The organism is Pedococcus soli, from assembly GCF_054782575.1.
Window position 1 is genome coordinate 259,393 of sequence record NZ_BAAGSF010000001.1, and the last position, 15,881, is coordinate 275,273.

Annotated in this window: 13 protein-coding genes; 5 read left to right on the forward strand and 8 right to left on the reverse strand. The window is 73.8% G+C overall.

The annotated features are described in order from the left end of the window. Nucleotides 1-4: 4 nt before the first annotated feature. Nucleotides 5-940, reverse strand: a complete 936-nt coding sequence (locus ACYVKF_RS01120) for a DNA-3-methyladenine glycosylase family protein (protein WP_056918713.1) — start codon at nucleotides 938-940, stop codon at nucleotides 5-7. Between the two features lie 88 nt (nucleotides 941-1,028). Here ACYVKF_RS01120 and ACYVKF_RS01125 point away from each other — a divergent pair, with 88 nt between their 5' ends. Beyond that, the gene (locus ACYVKF_RS01125; protein WP_056916856.1) at nucleotides 1,029-1,730 is read left to right on the forward strand and encodes a DUF3105 domain-containing protein; all 702 of its coding nucleotides are present in this window, start codon (nucleotides 1,029-1,031) and stop codon (nucleotides 1,728-1,730) included. A 107-nt stretch (nucleotides 1,731-1,837) separates the two neighbouring features. On the opposite strand, the gene ACYVKF_RS01130 is transcribed toward ACYVKF_RS01125, so the two are convergent. The 5 genes from ACYVKF_RS01130 to ACYVKF_RS01150 form a co-directional block, all read right to left on the reverse strand. Continuing rightward, entirely contained in the window at nucleotides 1,838-2,701 is an 864-nt protein-coding gene (locus ACYVKF_RS01130; protein WP_460964248.1) for a class I SAM-dependent methyltransferase, read from the reverse strand. Nucleotides 2,702-2,710: 9 nt separating this feature from the next. Continuing rightward, nucleotides 2,711-3,691, reverse strand: a complete 981-nt coding sequence (locus tag ACYVKF_RS01135; protein ID WP_056916854.1) for a lysylphosphatidylglycerol synthase transmembrane domain-containing protein — start codon at nucleotides 3,689-3,691, stop codon at nucleotides 2,711-2,713. Continuing rightward, on the reverse strand, nucleotides 3,691-5,649 hold the full coding sequence (locus tag ACYVKF_RS01140) for a glycosyltransferase family 4 protein (RefSeq protein WP_460964251.1): 1,959 nt from the start codon (nucleotides 5,647-5,649) through the stop codon (nucleotides 3,691-3,693). The genes ACYVKF_RS01135 and ACYVKF_RS01140 overlap by 1 nt, the downstream gene beginning before the upstream one ends. 67 nt (nucleotides 5,650-5,716) lie before the next feature. Then, complete coding sequence (locus tag ACYVKF_RS01145; RefSeq protein WP_460964253.1) at nucleotides 5,717-6,856, reverse strand: glycosyltransferase family 2 protein; 1,140 nt, start codon at nucleotides 6,854-6,856, stop codon at nucleotides 5,717-5,719. Nucleotides 6,857-7,015: 159 nt separating this feature from the next. Next, on the reverse strand, nucleotides 7,016-7,993 hold the full coding sequence (locus tag ACYVKF_RS01150; RefSeq protein WP_460964255.1) for a type IV toxin-antitoxin system AbiEi family antitoxin domain-containing protein: 978 nt from the start codon (nucleotides 7,991-7,993) through the stop codon (nucleotides 7,016-7,018). 283 nt (nucleotides 7,994-8,276) lie between these two features. Between ACYVKF_RS01150 and ACYVKF_RS01155 the strand changes: the two genes are divergently transcribed. From ACYVKF_RS01155 to ACYVKF_RS01165, 3 genes are all read left to right on the forward strand, one after another. Beyond that, nucleotides 8,277-9,065: an inositol monophosphatase family protein gene (locus ACYVKF_RS01155; RefSeq protein ID WP_056918865.1), complete on the forward strand. Its 789-nt coding sequence runs from the start codon at nucleotides 8,277-8,279 to the stop codon at nucleotides 9,063-9,065. A gap of 42 nt (nucleotides 9,066-9,107) precedes the next feature. Further along, nucleotides 9,108-9,371: a hypothetical protein gene (locus tag ACYVKF_RS01160; protein WP_460964257.1), complete on the forward strand. Its 264-nt coding sequence runs from the start codon at nucleotides 9,108-9,110 to the stop codon at nucleotides 9,369-9,371. 168 nt (nucleotides 9,372-9,539) lie between these two features. Next, complete coding sequence (locus ACYVKF_RS01165; RefSeq protein WP_460964259.1) at nucleotides 9,540-11,699, forward strand: cell wall-binding repeat-containing protein; 2,160 nt, start codon at nucleotides 9,540-9,542, stop codon at nucleotides 11,697-11,699. An 80-nt stretch (nucleotides 11,700-11,779) separates the two neighbouring features. On the opposite strand, the gene ACYVKF_RS01170 is transcribed toward ACYVKF_RS01165, so the two are convergent. Together ACYVKF_RS01170 and ACYVKF_RS01175 are read right to left on the reverse strand one after the other, a co-directional pair. Continuing rightward, a complete protein-coding gene (locus tag ACYVKF_RS01170; RefSeq protein WP_460964261.1) occupies nucleotides 11,780-13,897 on the reverse strand; it encodes a hypothetical protein in 2,118 nt (705 codons plus the stop codon). A 68-nt stretch (nucleotides 13,898-13,965) separates the two neighbouring features. Next, the gene (locus ACYVKF_RS01175) at nucleotides 13,966-15,108 is read right to left on the reverse strand and encodes an acyltransferase (protein WP_460964263.1); all 1,143 of its coding nucleotides are present in this window, start codon (nucleotides 15,106-15,108) and stop codon (nucleotides 13,966-13,968) included. 46 nt (nucleotides 15,109-15,154) lie between these two features. Here ACYVKF_RS01175 and ACYVKF_RS01180 point away from each other — a divergent pair, with 46 nt between their 5' ends. Then, entirely contained in the window at nucleotides 15,155-15,874 is a 720-nt protein-coding gene (locus tag ACYVKF_RS01180) for a TIGR03089 family protein (RefSeq protein WP_460964265.1), read from the forward strand. Nucleotides 15,875-15,881 lie beyond the last annotated feature (7 nt).

Sequence of the window (15,881 nt, forward strand, 5' to 3'; positions counted from 1 at the left end):
GCCCTCAGCCTCGGCCGGTGGGCAGGTGGGTGCGGGGCGACATCCGTGGGCCGCGCCGGGGACGGAAGTGGCCGTCGAGCTCGAGCAGCCGCTGCACGCGGTAGCGGTGGCCGCGGTAGGGCTCGAGCAGCTCGGCCAGGACGTCGTCGTCCCTGGCCTCGCCGAGCAGCGCCCAGGTGATGTTCTTGGCCACGTGGTAGTCGCCGAAGCTCACCGCATCGGCGTCACCGAGGGCGCGCTGGGCCACCTCCGAGGACGTCCAGACCCCGATGCCGGGTATGGCGCGCAGCCGTGCCCGCGCGTCCGCCGTCGTCATCGACGCGCACTCCTCGAGCCGCCCGGCGGCCTTCGCCGCCCGGACCGCCGTCCCGGACCTGGCCCCGTCGACCGAGGCCCGCAACCACTCCCACGAGGGCACCGCCGCCCACGTCGCGGCGTCCGGGGCGACCCACAGCTTGCGGGCCTCACCCGGCCCGGGCGCGCGCGACCCGAAGCGGTGCACGAGCGCGCGGTACCCGCCGAACGCCTCCTGCCCGGTGACCTTCTGCTCGATCACCGCGGGGACGAGCGCGTGCAGGACCAGGCCCGACCGCGGGACGTGCCACGCGGCATACCGGCGGTGCGCCCGGGCCACCTGCGGGTGGTGAGCCACGAAGCCGGTCTCGTCGTCCCCCGCGCCGAGCAGCGCCGGCACCTGGGCCAGCGCCCAGTCGGCGCCCGGGCCCCAGGCCGACGCCGTGACCTCACCGTCGTCGGAACGCTGCACCAGCCGCAGCGTCGCGGCCCCCTGGGGCGTGGGCAGGCCCAGCCACCAACCCTGCCCGCGGTCGGGCTGGAACGTCGGGTCGCCCCCGCCGCGGCGCAGGATCGAGATGACCAGGCCCACGGAGACCGGACGGTCGGGACGCCACACACGGGTGCGTTCGACCGTCGGGGACATGCGGCAAGTGTCGCGCGTTGGGGTGACAACGACCGCAGGTGGGCCACGTAGACTCTGCGCGACCCGACCCCGAGCCACCGAGGAACCCGTGAGCAACAAGCGTGCGAGCCAGGACCGCAAGGCCCGACTGGCCGAGATCCAGAACCAGCAGAAGGCCAAGGAGCGCAAGGTCAAGGCAGGCATCGGGGCCGGCCTCGTGGTGCTGCTCGTGGGCCTGGGCGGCGTCGTCTTCTACGCGATCAACGACGCCAAGTCCAAGCAGCTCCCCAACCTGGGCGTCAGCGTCGCCGCGGCCAGCTGTGACGCGCCCACGACCGACTCCGGTGGTGGCACCGGCGAGCACGTCGGGCCCGGCACGAACAAGCCGGACGAGACCTCGGTGAAGTACGACACGATCCCCCCGAGCCACGGCCCGCACTTCGTGGCCCCGGACGTCAGCGGCCGCGACTTCTACACCGCCGCCGACCGTCCCGCGCTCGAGACCCTGGTCCACAACCTCGAGCACGGCTACACCGTGCTCTGGTACGACGGCAGCAAGGTGAAGGACACCACCCTGCTCAAGGACGTCGCCGACCAGGGCAACAAGCTCAGCGACTCCTCCGGGAAGTTCAAGGTCGTCGAGTGGGACGCCAGCCGTGGCGCGTTCCCCGCGGGCAAGCCGTACGCCCTCGTGCACTGGGCCAAGGACGCGGGTCACCGCCAGCTGTGCGGCGACCTCTCCGGCCAGGCCGTGGTCGACTTCGTCAAGAAGTACCCGGCCAGCGACACCCAGGAGCCGGGCGCCCAGTAGGACCGCCCCTCCCCCACGCGACGACAGGTGTGCCGCCCGCTTCCCGCGGGTGGCGCACCTGTCTGTCGTCCGGGCGCGCACCTGTCTGTCGTCCGGGCGCGCGCCGGTCAGCGGCGGCGGAAGGTGAGCAGGATGAACGTGTAGTCGAGGCCGACGCGGTCCCAGTGCACCGGGCGCTCCTCGTGCGACAGGGCGTCCGACGTCGACAGGTCGCCGACGAGCTCGAGGCCGACCTGTTCGGCCGCGGCGACCAGCTCACGGATGTCCTCCGGCGAGAAGATCTTCACCTCGCTGCCGTAGGCGATCCGCCCCGTGGTGTCCGGCGGCTCCTGGTCGTAGTCGGTGGAGACGCAGAGGACCCCGCCCGGGCGCAGCACCCGGGCGCTCTCGCGCAGGAACCCCTCGAGCGGGACCCCGTGCTCGATGACCGACATGCAGGTGATGGCGTCGAGCGAGCCGTCACCCAGGCCGGTCGCGGTCACGTCACCGTGCCGGAAGACCACGCCGTCGCGCCGGACCTCGTCGCCGAACTCGAGGTTGATGCCGATGAGCGACCCCTCGGCGGACCCCAGGCCGTAGAGCCGCAGCCACGGCAGGACCGGCGAGTAGCGCGCGCTCCCGGCATCCATGACGCGGGCCGTGCGGCTGCCGTCGTCGGCCAGTGACAGCACGGCACCGACGGCGCCGAGCGCATCCCAGTTCTTCGGCTGGTCGCGGTGCAGCGGCAGGCGCAGGCGGCGCCCCTCGGCCACCGCGCGCTCCCAGTCCGCACGGGTGCGCAGGACGGCCGTGGGCGCGACCGAGGTGGGGACGGGCCGGTTCGCGGCATACCCGCGGCGTGCCTCGGCCCGGCGCTGGAGGGCGACCCGCCCCCAGAGCACGCGCTCCGCGCCGCGCTTGGCGACGGCGAGCAACGGTCCCCCGGGCGGAGCGGCAACCTGTCCCGGGCTCGCCTCGTCTGGAGTCGTCATTGCGGCAATCTATCCTCCGGTCGGACCGTCGACGGTGGCGTGGTCCGGCTCGCGCTCGTCCCGGGTGGTGATGAGGTGGTGGGAGCGGGCGTAGAGCCAACCACCCAGGGCGAACAGCACGTCGGCCATGACGGTGAGGAACCGCGACAGCACCACCACGGCCGTGGCGGCCGAGGTCGAGGTGATCGGCGCGAGCATGAGGACGAGCAGCCCTTCGCGCACGCCGACGCCTGCGGGCAGGACCACGCTGAACATCGCCAGGGAGGACGCGAGGGCGAAGCCCGAGATGGTCGCGAGCGCCAGCAGCGAGCCGTCGTACGTCACGCCCGTCGCCCGCGCCAGGACGAAGGCGTGCAGTCCCGAGCAGAGCCACGCGAGGATGAACAAGCCGCTGGAGACCAGGACCGCGCGACCCGAGAGCTCGTGCTCGAGGGGTTCGCGGCGCAGGACCCGCAGGACGGTCGCGATGAGCCAGTTGAGCAGGCGGGGCCACAGCACGAGGCTGAGCAGCGGCACCATGAGCAGGGCCACCCAGCCCGTGGTCGAGGCGTTGCCACCCGTGATGAGCAGCGGCACCGCGGGCATCCCGACGATGAGCCCGCAGATGGCGGCCAGCGCGACCGTGACGAAGGCGACGACCGCTGAGCGGCGGCGCGGGATGTGCAGCCTCACGCCCATCTCGGCCTGCACGACGATGCTCCAGACGGCGCCCGGCAGGTACTTGCCGAGCTGACCGACGAAGAACACGCCACCGGACGGGGCGACGTGCAGCTTCGTCCCGAGGTCGGCCAGCAGCACCCGCCAGCCCAGCATGGTCAGCACCGGTGGCAGGCAGACGAGGAACGCGGCCAGCGCGAAGGAGCCGGCGTCGATGTTGTCGATGTCCTCGGACACCTCGGCCCAGTTGCGCGCGACGGCGACACCGACCGCGACGAGGACGAGCAGGGCCAGCGCGATGCGCAGCCCGGTGAAGACCTTGGCGCGCGTCATCAGCGCCGCCGCAACGTCAGGCGCAGGAGCCCGTATGCCGTGTCCGTACGCGTCGAGGTGCCCGACGCCTCGCGCATCCGGCCGGTGATGTCGCCGTCGAGGTCACCGACGAGCACGAACCCGAGGTCGTGCGACCGCGCCAGCACGCCGCGCACGTCGGCCGGGCCGAGCGCGCCCTCCGCGCTGGACGGCCCGATGGGCAGGGTGACGCAGAGCAGGCCGCCGGACTTCAGCGCCCAGCTCGCCTGGCTCATCGCCTCGTCGATGTCGTCGGCGTCGCAGCCGCCGGGGTGCAGGCGCACGATGACGTCGAGCGAGGCGGTGTCGACGTCGAGCACCTCGACGCTCGACCGGTGGCCGGTGAGCTCGAGCTCGACGGGCGCGAACCCGATGGACCGGGCCCAGCGCGACAGCGGCGACCGGGTGCCCGACTCGTCGACGATCACCGCGCTGCGACGGCCGTCGTCACGCACCCGCACGATCGCGGCGAGGGCGCCGAGCGCGGCCCAGGCGGCGATGGAGTCACCGCACCGCGGCAGGCCCAGCCGCTTGGCGAAGGCCTTGGCCTCGTCGGCGTCGTGGCCGTCGGCGAGGATGTCGGACGCCCGGATCCACTCCGGCAGGTCACTGCGGCCCAGCTCGACCTCGGGGCGGGAGGCCGCCACCAGGCCCCGGACCGCCGAGGTGACGCGGTGCCGCAGGTGGCCGACGACCGCAGCCGGGCCGCTGCCCGCCGGCGGGTTCGGGGCGGTGCCCACGTCGGGGACGACCTCGTCGGGTTCGTCGGGCGGGGTGGCCGGCTCGACGGCGGCGAGCGCCTCGAGCGTGCCGAGGTAGTTGGCCCACGGCCCGGAGAGGTCCGGCGGACGGACCCGGGCGCGGAGCTCGTCGGCATAACCGGGTTCGGACAGCCGCTCGAGAGCCTTGACGAGGGCGTCCTCGTCCCCGGCCGGCACGAGCAGCCCGTCGACGCCGTCGCGCACCTGCGACCCGAACGTCCCCACGTCCGAGGCGAGCACGGCGAGGCCGTGGTGGCGGCCGAGCAGGGCGTTCTGGGAGGCGGTGGCGCTGCGGTAGGTCAGCGCGAGGACGTCGTGGGACGCGAGCAGGGGGGCCAGCCGGTCTGCCGGCACGTAGCCGCCGTGGACCTCGACCCGGCCGCGCAGCCGCGGGTCACGGGCGAGCTCCCTGACGCGTTCGCCGCTGCTGCCCCACATCTCACCGGCCACGGTGAGCGTCGGGCCGGGCACCTTGGCCAAGGCCTCCATGAGCAGGTCGACACCCTTGTAGTCGCGGACCATCCCCAGGGCCAGCAGGCGGGGCGCGCCCTCGTGGGCGGGCCGCTCGACCGGGGCGCCGCCCGGGAGGTGCGGGGGAAGGTCGGTCACCGAGACGCGGGGAGCATGCAGCTCGTACGCCAGCCGGGCCTGCTCGTCGCTGTGCACGAGGACCGCGTCGACGCGCTCGAACAGCTGCTGCATGAGCTCGCGGTCGCCGAGGTGCGACTCGTGCGGCAGCACGTTGTGGGCGATGACCACGGTGCGCGGGCCTCCGGACCCCCGCCCGGCCGTCAGGGCGGCGCCGACGCCACGACGTCCGGCCCCTGCCGCACGCAGCAGGGCCAGGTGGGCGGGGACGACCGCGGGGATGACGTGCACCACGACGACCACGTCGAACCCGCGCAGCCGGCGGCCGGTCCGCACCCAGGTGTCCGGCCGGGCCCAGCTCAGGGCACGGACCGTCCGCGGGAACGGCTCGACGTCGGGCGCCCCACCCGGGACGGCCTGCTCACCGGGGTACAGCTTCGAGGGGTACAGGTGCGACCACGACACCAGCGTGACGTCGTGGCCGGCCTCGGCGAGCTCGTGCGCGAGGCTCGTCGTGTGGGCGGCGACGCCACCCTTGTAGGGGTGCGTGGGCCCGACGACGGCGACCTTGAGAGCGGCGATCGGCGTCACCGGAGCGGTCCCCCCGCGACGGTCGACCGGCTCACCCGAGCCGGCCACGCGGCATACCGCAGCGCGCTCACACGCCCGTGCGCGAGCGCACGACGAGGTCGGACAGCAGCGCCAGCGAACCGATCATGATCCCGCTGACGATGAGCAGCACCGTGCTGGCCGGGAAGTAGAACGGGTGGCGGACCATGTCGACCAGGGCCTTGACGACGCCGATGACGACCAGCCACAGCGCCGGGGGCATGAGCACCTTGAGCGGGTCGAAGTACATGACCATGCGCAGCACCTGGAGGATGTAGCGGTAGGCGTCGCGGACGAAGTGGAACTTGCTGACGCCGGCGCGCTTGGCGTAGCTCGTCGGGACGTACTTGATGTCGTGCTGGTTGGACAGGAACGCCAGCGTGATCGTCGTGACGCAGCTGAAGCCGGGCGGCAGCAGGCGCAGGTACGGCAGGGAGACCTCGCGGCGGAACGCCCGCAGACCCGAGTTGAGGTCGGGGATGGTCTGGTTGGAGAGCTTCTCGGCGATCTTGCGGATCAGCCACTTCGCCGGGACGCGCGCCCACTTGTGGGTGCCCTCCTCGGTGGTGCGGGCGCCGACGACCTGGTCGTAGGACGGGTCGTCGCGAAGGATCCGGACCAGCTCGGGGATGCGCTCGTTCTCGTAGGTCATGTCGGCATCGGTCCACACGACGATCTCGCCGTGGGCCTGCTGGGTGCCGATCCGGCGGGCCGTGCCGCTGCCACCGTTGCGGCGGAACGGCATGACCCGGATGTTGGCGTAGTCGCGCGCCGCCTGGTGCAGCACCTCGAGGGTGTCGTCGGTGGAGGCGTCGTCGATGCAGAGCAGCTCGTAGGTGAACTCGCTGGAGTTCATCGCCACCGTGATCCGGTCGATCTCCTGCAGCACGTGCGCGGCCTCGTTGAAGCACGGCAGCACGATCGTGACGTACGGCTTGTCCGCGTCGCGGGCGCTCTGCGGCGTGCCAGCCGTGCTCGGCAGGTAGGCCGCGTCGGCCGGGTGCACCGACAGCTGCCCGTCGGTCGTGGTCACGGGTCCTGCCACGTGGGGCGCCGGCTGGGCCGGGACCGCGGCTGGCTGGGCCGGTGCCTGCGCGGCCGGCGTCGGGGCCGGCTGGGAGGTCGGGATCATCTCGGTCTCGGGGGCTGCGACGGGGACTGCCGGACCGGTGCTGGTGTGCTCGCTCATCTCGGCGCCGAGCCTACCCGCCGGTCGCCGCCCGCACGCCCAGGTGCGCCGCGACGCCCCCTCGCGCCGCGCCATACCCCTCGCCCGGCTCCGTCCCGCTCCGCCCCGCTCCCCTGCGCGAGTTTGAAGCGTCACCGCCGTCATGGCGGTGCCGGCGCTTCAAACTCGGCCGTGTCCGAGCCCGCACCCGGGGCGACGGCACGGCCGGACCCGACCCGCCCACCCTCGTGCGGTGAGGATCGCCGCGATGTCGTGCGCGGTCCGGCACGGTGTCACGGCCACGTCCGCCCAGAACACCCGCGTGGTGGCCCGGTCCGACCCGAGCAGGAGCCGGTCGCGCCTCCCGTCCCGCACCCGGTCGGCCCACTGCTCGTGCCCGAGGCGGCCGTCCACCTCGACGATGAGCCGGTATGCCGCGTACTCGTGGTCGTGCCACCGTCGCCGCCCAGCGTCCGACGGTGACTGCGACACCGACCGAGGCAGTCCGTGGGCCCGCTCGACATCCCGCAGGTAGAGCAGCTCGGCCCCGCTCTGAGCGCCGCCCGCGACATCCGCCAGGGCGGGCCTCAGAACCGCACCGTGCCTGTGCCCGGGTCGCCGAGCCAGCTCCTGGCGGAGCTCGGCGACAGACACTCGCTGCTGCTGGACGGCGCGTGCCACGGTCGCCAGGCAGTCGGTCGGCGAACCGTCGGCAGCGACGTCGAGAACGGTCGCCGGGAGGGTCGTCCGCCACGGCCAGGCCCGGTCGTCGATGAGGTCAGCCCATCTCATCGACCGGCGCACGGCCACGTCCGCGATCGGTCGGGGACATCGGGTGTACGGCACCACGAGGTCGAGTCGCGGTGGCGGCTGGGGTTGCACGCCCCAGAGGTGGGCCGCCGAACGACCGCAGAAGGCGACGTCACCGACGACCGGGTCCCGCTGCAGGGACAGCAGGCGGGCCGAAGCGGTCACGATCCACTCCGAACGGCCCGGCCTGGTGAGGTAGACGCAGGGGTGCAGGCGCACCCAGCGTCCCGAGCGCACCCGCCACTGCACCGCGCGGTCACCGAGCCCGGCGGCCCGGCACTGGGCGAGGGTGAGGAGGTCGTGCTGGCGGTTCGCGCTCCGCCGCAGCCCTGCCCAGTCGACCGCCACCGGCCCATGATGCGCGGGCTCGTCCCCGGCTCCGGAGATTTGTCCACAGGCCCGGTTCAGTGGCGGCGTGATCGCGCGCTCCCTCCCGGCGAGTTTGAAGCGCGGGTGACGTCAGGACGTCGGTGCCGCTTCAAACTCGCGGATGGGGGGCGGGGCTGGTGGGGCGGGGCTGGTGGGGCGGGGCTGGTGGGGGCGGGGCCGGTGGGGGCGGGGCAGGTCGGCGGGCGGGCGCGGGGCTGGACCGGGTGCACCGCTGGGGGCTGACGTGTGGAACGGTGGGGTCGTGGACACAGGACAGGTGCTGGACCTCATGAAGTCCGTCGCGGCGGAGGTCATCACGCCGCGGTTCAGGTCGCTCGCCGAGGGCGAGGTCATGGAGAAGAACCCCGGCGACCTCGTCACGATCGCCGACCAGGAGTCCGAGGCGATCCTCACGCGCGAGCTCGAGGCGGCCTTCCCGGGGGCGTTCATCCTCGGCGAGGAACGCACCTCGACCGACCCGAGCACCCTCGACCGCTACGTGCAGGCCGAGCACGCCTTCACGGTGGACCCGGTCGACGGCACCAAGAACTTCGTCCACGGCTCCCCCGACCACGCCGTCATGGTGAGCGAGGTCCGGCACGGCGAGACCGTCCGTGCCTGGATCTGGCAGCCCGAGCACGAGGTCGCCTGGGTCGCCGAGAAGGGTGCCGGCGTCTTCCGCAACGGCGAGCGCGTCACCCGCGAACCCGTCGCCGACGGCGTGCCCCCGCGCGGCGTCACCTCGATCTGGCCGCTGCGCGGGCACTCGCTGGGCGCCCTGCCCGCGCTGGTCGGTTCGTGGGTCTGCTGCGGGGTCGACTACCCGCGCCTCATGGAAGGTGCCGCCGACTACATCCTGTACGCCCGCAACAGCCCCTGGGACCACGCCCCCGGCGGGCTGATGGTCACCGAGGCCGGCGGCTACGTCGGGCACGCCGACGGGACGCCATACGCACCGACGGTGCTCACGCCAGGGATCATCGTGGCCGCCGACAGGGGCACGTATGCCGCGGTGCGGCGCCACGCGAGCGACGCCTTCGCGAAGCGCTAGGTCGAGACCGTGGCCGGCTTCGCGCACGATCAGGTATGGCGCGTGCGCGACCTCACGGGGGACCCCGCCGCCCTCGGTGGCGCCGTGACCGTCGCGCTCTGCGGCCACTGGGAGCACGACGGCGACTGCCGCTGGCCGCACCACTCCTCGGTCGAGCCCGACGGGGACGAGCACGTCGTCACGGTGGCGTTCGACGCCTCGCCCGCCGAGGTCCCGCTCGTGCGACGGCGGATCCGCGAGGGCCTCTCGACCGGTCGCCTGACCGGGCCGGACGGCGTCGGGTCGACCTGGCGGCTCCTCGACTGAGCCGGCGCGCCGCGACGGGCGTCCCGCACCCGGTCACCTCAGCCGTTCGGGCACGTCTGCGCGAACGGCCCTGCGTGTTCGCGCAACGGGCCGAAATGTCGTAATTCCGCGAGTTACCCTCGCTCCGGTCGATCGGCCACTTCGCTCCCAGGGGAAAAGATCCAGCGCATGAAGACACCCACCTCCTCGCCCGCCTCCGCCCGCCGCACGGTGGCCTTCGGCCTCGGCACTGCCCTGCTCGCCACCGCCGCCGGCCTGGGTGCCGCGGCGCCGGCCTCGGCAGCACCCGGCCAGGGCTGGGACCCGTCCCTCTACAACGTGGAGTGGATCCCGACGACCGACGCCGACGGCGAGATCACCGTCGCGCGGATCAACAACGACGACCCGTCCTCGACGCAGGCGATGAGCTTCAAGCGCGACGGGAGCCCGGTGCAGTACTCCACGATGTACGCAGCCAAGGACCTGGCCTGGGCGCCCGGTGGCGACCTGCTCGCCCGCGTGCCGTCCGGTGGGTTCGACATCAGCAACCTGTCCGACCCCACCCTCGAGAACGTGCGGGCGGTCAGCCGCCCCACGTCCGGCCAGTGGTCGCCGTTCGGTGACTCGCTGACCAGCACCACCCAGAACGGCAGCACGTTCACCAACCGCGCGGCCTGGCTGGTCAGCACGCGCACCGAGGCCCTCACCAAGTCGCTCACCGAGGACCCCGGCGTCAGCGCGCCCACCCCGGACGGCCTGTCCCTCGTCGTCACGGTGCGTGACGCCGGCACGGGCAAGCGCGACCTCGCCACCGTCGACGCCGACTTCCCGCGCAGCGGCAACGCGATGTGGAACTCCCCGCTGAACGACCCGGCCCCGCTCGGCTTCAGCGACCTCGACGCCCACGACCCGGTCGTCAGCAACGACGGCACCCTGGCCTTCGTCGGCACTGGTGCCGACGGCGACGCCCTGTACGTCGTCGAGGGCGCTGCCGGCCCGGTGCAGGTGGCCTCGCTCGGCGCGACCTGCGCCGGACACCGTCCGTCCTTCTCCCCCAGCGGCCGCTCGCTCGCCTTCGTCGCCTCCTCCACGGACTGCGCGTCGAGCACCCTGAAGACCGTCGACAAGACGGGCAACACGTTCGCCGGTGGCTCCGAGTCGGTCGTGGTCGACAGCGCGAACCTGCCCGGGACCGCGGTCGCCACGCACTTCGAGAGCCCCTCGTGGCGCCCCCTGACCGTCCCGGCCAGCACCACCCGCCTCGGCGGCGCCGACCGCGTCGCCACCGGTATCGCCGTCAGCAAGGACGGCTGGCCCGAGGGGTCGAGCGGCGCCATCATCGCCAGCTCGGAGTCGTTCCCCGACGCGCTCGTGGCGGGCCCCCTCGCGGGCGCCTCCGACTCGCCGCTGCTGATCAACCCCGCGGCCAAGCTCGACCCGCGCGTCCTCGCCGAGCTCAAGCGCCTGATGCCGGCCAAGGCCGACCGGTTCGTCTACATCGTCGGTGGCACCGGGGTGATCTCGAAGGCTGTGCAGACGACCCTGGCGTCCAACGGGTTCACCGTCTCCCGGCTCTCCGGCACCGACCGGTTCACCACGAGCGTGCGGGTGGCCAAGGAGCTCGACCTCGGCTTCGCCGGGTCGGAGGGCTTCCTCACCCGCGACGCGGTCTTCCTCGCCGACGGCATGAACTTCCCCGACGCGCTGTCCGCGGGTCCGGCGGCCTCTCTGTTCTTCGCCCCGGTCCTGCTCACCAACGGCGGCACCACCCCCGCGTCCGTGAAGACCTACGTCAACGGCCGCGCGGCGATCAAGAAGGCCCACGCCATCGGCGGCGCTGCCGGCAAGGCCGTCGGCACCTTCGGTTCGCGGGCCGGCGAGAAGATCAGCGGCACGGACCGGTTCGCCACGAGCGCCCTCGTCGCCCAGCGGTGGTTCCCCGCCGCAACGCGTGTCGGCTACGCCAACGGGATGTCGTTCCCCGACGCCGTCACCGGCGGCGCCTCGATGAGCGCCTACCACCAGCCCCTGCTGCTGGTGAGCCCGAAGGCCGTCCCGGCGACGGTCAACACGGTCAGCCTGGCCCTGCGCCCGGCCACCGACGACGTCGCGGTCTTCGGCGGCACTGGTGTGGTCAGCGACGCCGTCCGGACGCAGGTCGGCGCCAACGCGGGCGCGCAGACCGTCCTGTGGGGCCTGGACGTGCCGTCGGTCGACAACCCGCTCGCCGCCGTCCCGGCCGCCGTCGCCGGCGCGAAGGCCGCCAGCCGCGCCGACCAGGTCGCCCGGGCCACCGAGGCCCGTCCGGGCCACACCGCGCCCACCTTCCGCAGCGCCAACCAGCGCTGACGACCGTGCACGACGAAGGGGCCCGGTGGCATCGACCACCGGGCCCCTTCGTATGTCGTGAGCGCGGCCCCCGTTGGGAGCTACGGTTTCGGCGTGCCGAGCCAGACCTGGACCGGTAGGGGGACGAGCCCGTCGGGTCGTCGTTCGAGCAGGCGCGCGTCCTCCTGCACCGTCGTGTCCGCCCCCACCACGGCCGTGTCCAGCCCGAGGTCGGTCAGGGCCTTGGTCGAGTCGGCGGCGAGCAGCACGAGCCTGCCACCTCGGGCATCCACCGCCTTGGTGATCTGCGTGACCGCCCGTGCCATGCGCGCCGGGTCCTGGCGCAGGGCCGTCGTGGTCGACAGCGCGGCGACCCCGCAGTAGCCGCGCATCACCTGTGGCCACTCGTTCGCCGCCCGCGCATCGGCCATGAGCACCACGTCGCCGGCACGCAGCTGGCCGCAGACCGAGTCGACGGCAGCGAGCTCGCCGCGCTCGACGCGCTCGTCGAGGTGCGGCCTGGTCGCGAGGGCCGTGGGGACGAGGAGCGCTGCGGCGGCCGCGATGCTCACGGCGACGTTCACGGCATACGGCAGGCGCCTCGTCGACCACCGGGAGGCCACGGCCGCACAGGCGGCGACGAGGATCACGACGGTGGGCAGCGCGATGACGAGGCGGCGGTCGGCCCACGGGTGGTCGGGCGTGATGCCCGGCCGGTAGAGGGTGAGGAGGGTCGAGCCGACCGCGACGACGCCCGGCCCCACCCACGCCGGGAGGTCACGGCCGTCGACCCACGCCGACGCCGCGCGGTGGGCGAGCACCGCGACCGCGACCAGGGCCAGGACGAGGGCCACGGGCCCGACCCACCAGGCCATCCACACGAGGGACTGCTCGTCGTACGTGCGGCCGCCGTCGACAGGCAGGCCCTGGCGGGACTGCAGCCCGGCGACGACGCGGGCGCCGGAGTCCGCCGCGGACTGCCGCACGACCTGCCAGAGCGGCCGGGAGGCGAGGAACACCCCGAGGAGGACGAAGCCGGTGGCCAGCAGTCGGGGCAGCCACGCCCGGACCAGCGTCCCGAGCGACCAGCCCCGGCGGGCACCGGCGACGACGACCGCGGAGACGACGAGGACCACGACCCCGAGGGCCGCGAGCGGAAGGAGCGAGCCGGCGATGCTGCCGAGGTACTCGCTCGACGTGAGCCAGGTCAGGCCGAGCGCCACGGCCGCCGAGACACCGGTGGTGACGCCGAGGATCTTGGCGTGGGCCCGCCGTTGCACGAGGGCCAGCGCCACCACCGGGACGACGAGGATCACCTCACGCAGCGCGTCGACCCGGATGACGATGGCACCACCGAGCAGGATGCCGGCCGCGAGCGCTCCGGCCCTGGCTCCGACCTCCTGGGCCACGGTCGCGTGGCGGGCGGCCATGACGAGGGCGACCAGCCCGGCGGCGAGGACCGGCAGCGCGACGGGTTCGGAGTAGGTCGAGCGGGCGACGTGGACGAGCGGGAAGACCAGGGCGGCGCCGAGCGCGGCGAGCGGACCCCACCGGGGCCCGGTGAGCAGCGACCCGAGCAGGCCGATCGACAGGACCGCCAGGCCCCACAGGACGGCAGGGGCCCAGAACGTCGCCGTGGCTCCCCCGACCCACCAGGCCACCGAGTACCAGGCCGCGGTGCCGGGCGGGAACTGCGGCTGGATCGTGGGGTCCTGGGGCGTCCCGGTGGCGAAGAAGGCCGGGCTGGCGAGGGTGACCCCGTCGATGGCCAGCACGTCCGGACCACCCACGGAGTCGGCCGAGATGCTGATCGGCCGGGTGTGGCCGCTCGCGAGCTCGATGGCCGACTGCAGGTAGGAGCCGGAGTCCCGGCGGGGCAGGACCTGTTCGGAGTGCGTGGTGCCCGCCCACACGGTCGACCCGACCGCGAGCAGGACCAGGGCGATCGCCGACCACACGGGGAGCGGGCGGACCGGCACCCGACCGGCGAGCCGGGAGGCCACTGCGCCCAGGACGGCCAGGACCGGCAGGGCGACCCACGGCTGCCACAGGCCGACGAGGGCCAGGACCGCCGACGCGAGGGCGCCGAGGACGAGCCACAGCGCGGCCCCCACGACGGTCCGGGTGACGACCCAGCCGCTCCACGCCTCACCGCGCAGCAGCGGGAGGTCGCCGACATCAGGGGTGTACGGGTAGCTGCGGGGCGCGCGGCTGCTCACACCGCACCACGCTAGTGCCCACGGGGCCCGTCCCGCCGACGCCCCACCCCACGGTCTCGGAACGGCCGTCAGACGACGCGGCGCAGCCCGGGGAGCCGGGCGAGGACCGCGGTCACCGCGAACGCCAGGACGACGACCACGCCGACCAGCGCCACGACACCCGGCACCGACTCGGCGCCGTCGACGAGGTCGACGCCCGGCAGCCGGACCACGGCGGCGAGGACGAGCAGGTGGCACGCGAACACCCCGAACGTGAGGTCGCCCAGCCGCCGCATCCGCCGCGCGAGCGCGGGGGCAGCCAGGGCCGACGACGGGTGGGCCACGCTGCGGACCACGACGAACACCCCGACGGCGGCGAGGGCCAGGACGGCGCCCTGGTAGGTGAGCGGTGAGACGGCGGCGAGGACCGCCCCGGTACCGGTCGGCGTCCCCACGTCGGACCCCGGGTCACCGACCACGGCAGCCTGCAGGACCTGCTCTGCGCAGAGGGCGGCCGTCCCGAGCGCGGTGAGGACGAGGGCCCGACCGCGGAGCACCACCGGCCCGAGGGCGTGGCCGAGGAGCAGGAACCCGACGTAGGGCACGAACTGGGTCACCAGCGTGGGTGATGCGTCGTCGACGGGTCGGTCCTCGAGGAGGGCGATGACTCCGCGCAGCGCTGCGTCGAGCGCCGGGACGGCGACCAGGCCGGCACCGGCGACCGTGAGCTGTCGCGGGCTCCAGGCCCGGACGACCGGCCAGAGGAGGGGGACGACGGCATACAGGCCGAGGATGAGCCAGAAGAAGTAGAGGGCCGTGTAGGCCTCTCCTGCAAGGACGTTCGCGACGACGGCCGGGGCCTCGACCTCCGGGTCGACCACCGTCACGACGAGGACGACGTAGACCACGTGCCAGAAGACGAGCGGGATGCCGAGGCGCCCCAGGCGGCGGCGGTAGAACCGTCGGGCCGACGGGTCCGCCGGGGGTCGCAGGATGACGGCACCGCTGACCATGACGAAGACCGGGACCGCCCACTTGGCGCCGAAGTCGAGGGCGGCCGCCAGCCACCAGGCCCCCGAACCCTCGAGGTCGGGGTTGACGTACGTGAGTCCGGCGACGTGGATGCAGACCACCCCGACGATCGCGATGACGCGCAGCCAGCTCGTATAGGCGAGCAGCGAGAGGCCGTCGACGGGCGTGCCGGCAGGGCTGGGCGTCGGGGGCGCGTCCATGGGACCAGCATGTCGCAGCGGGCGCCCCGGCCCCTAGGTTGGGGGCATGCCCACCCCCTCGAGCGTCCTGGCCTCCGTGCTGCGCAGCGACCCCGCCAGACCGCGCATCACCTTCTACGAGGACACCCCGGGCCCCACCCGTGGCGAACGCATCGAGCTCAGCGGCAAGGTGCTGGCCAACTGGGTCAACAAGGCGGCGAACGCCTTGCAGGACGAGTTCGACCTCGGCCCCGGCGCGACCGTGCGCCTGGACCTGCCACCGCACTGGCGGTCGGTCTACTGGGCGATGGCGGCGTGGTCGGTCGGCGCCACCGTGGTCGTGGGCGGGGACGACGGCGACGACGCGGACCTCCTGGTCACCGACGACCCCGCGGCTGCCGAGGATGCACCGGGTGCAGCGGTGCTCGTGACCCTGGCCGCCCTCGCGCGCCGGTCGCCGGACGCCTCCCCCGACGCGACCGCGATGGACGAGGCACGCGAGCTGTCCACGTACGGCGACCAGTTCACCGCGTGGGACGAGCCCGATGAGGACGCCCCCGCGCTGCGCTCGGCAGGTGCCGAGGCGGCATACGGCGCGGTCGTGGAGGACCGCGGCTGGGAGCGGGGTGTGCGCGTCCACCTCTCGGGGGGTGACCTCGGCCGCGTCCTCACGGCCGCGCTGTCCGCGTGGGCCGCGGACGGCTCGGTGGTCCTGACCCGCGGCGAGCTCGACGATGAGGCACGCTCTCACCGGGTCGCCACAGAGGGAATCACGCTGGAAGAGTAGGGAGCTC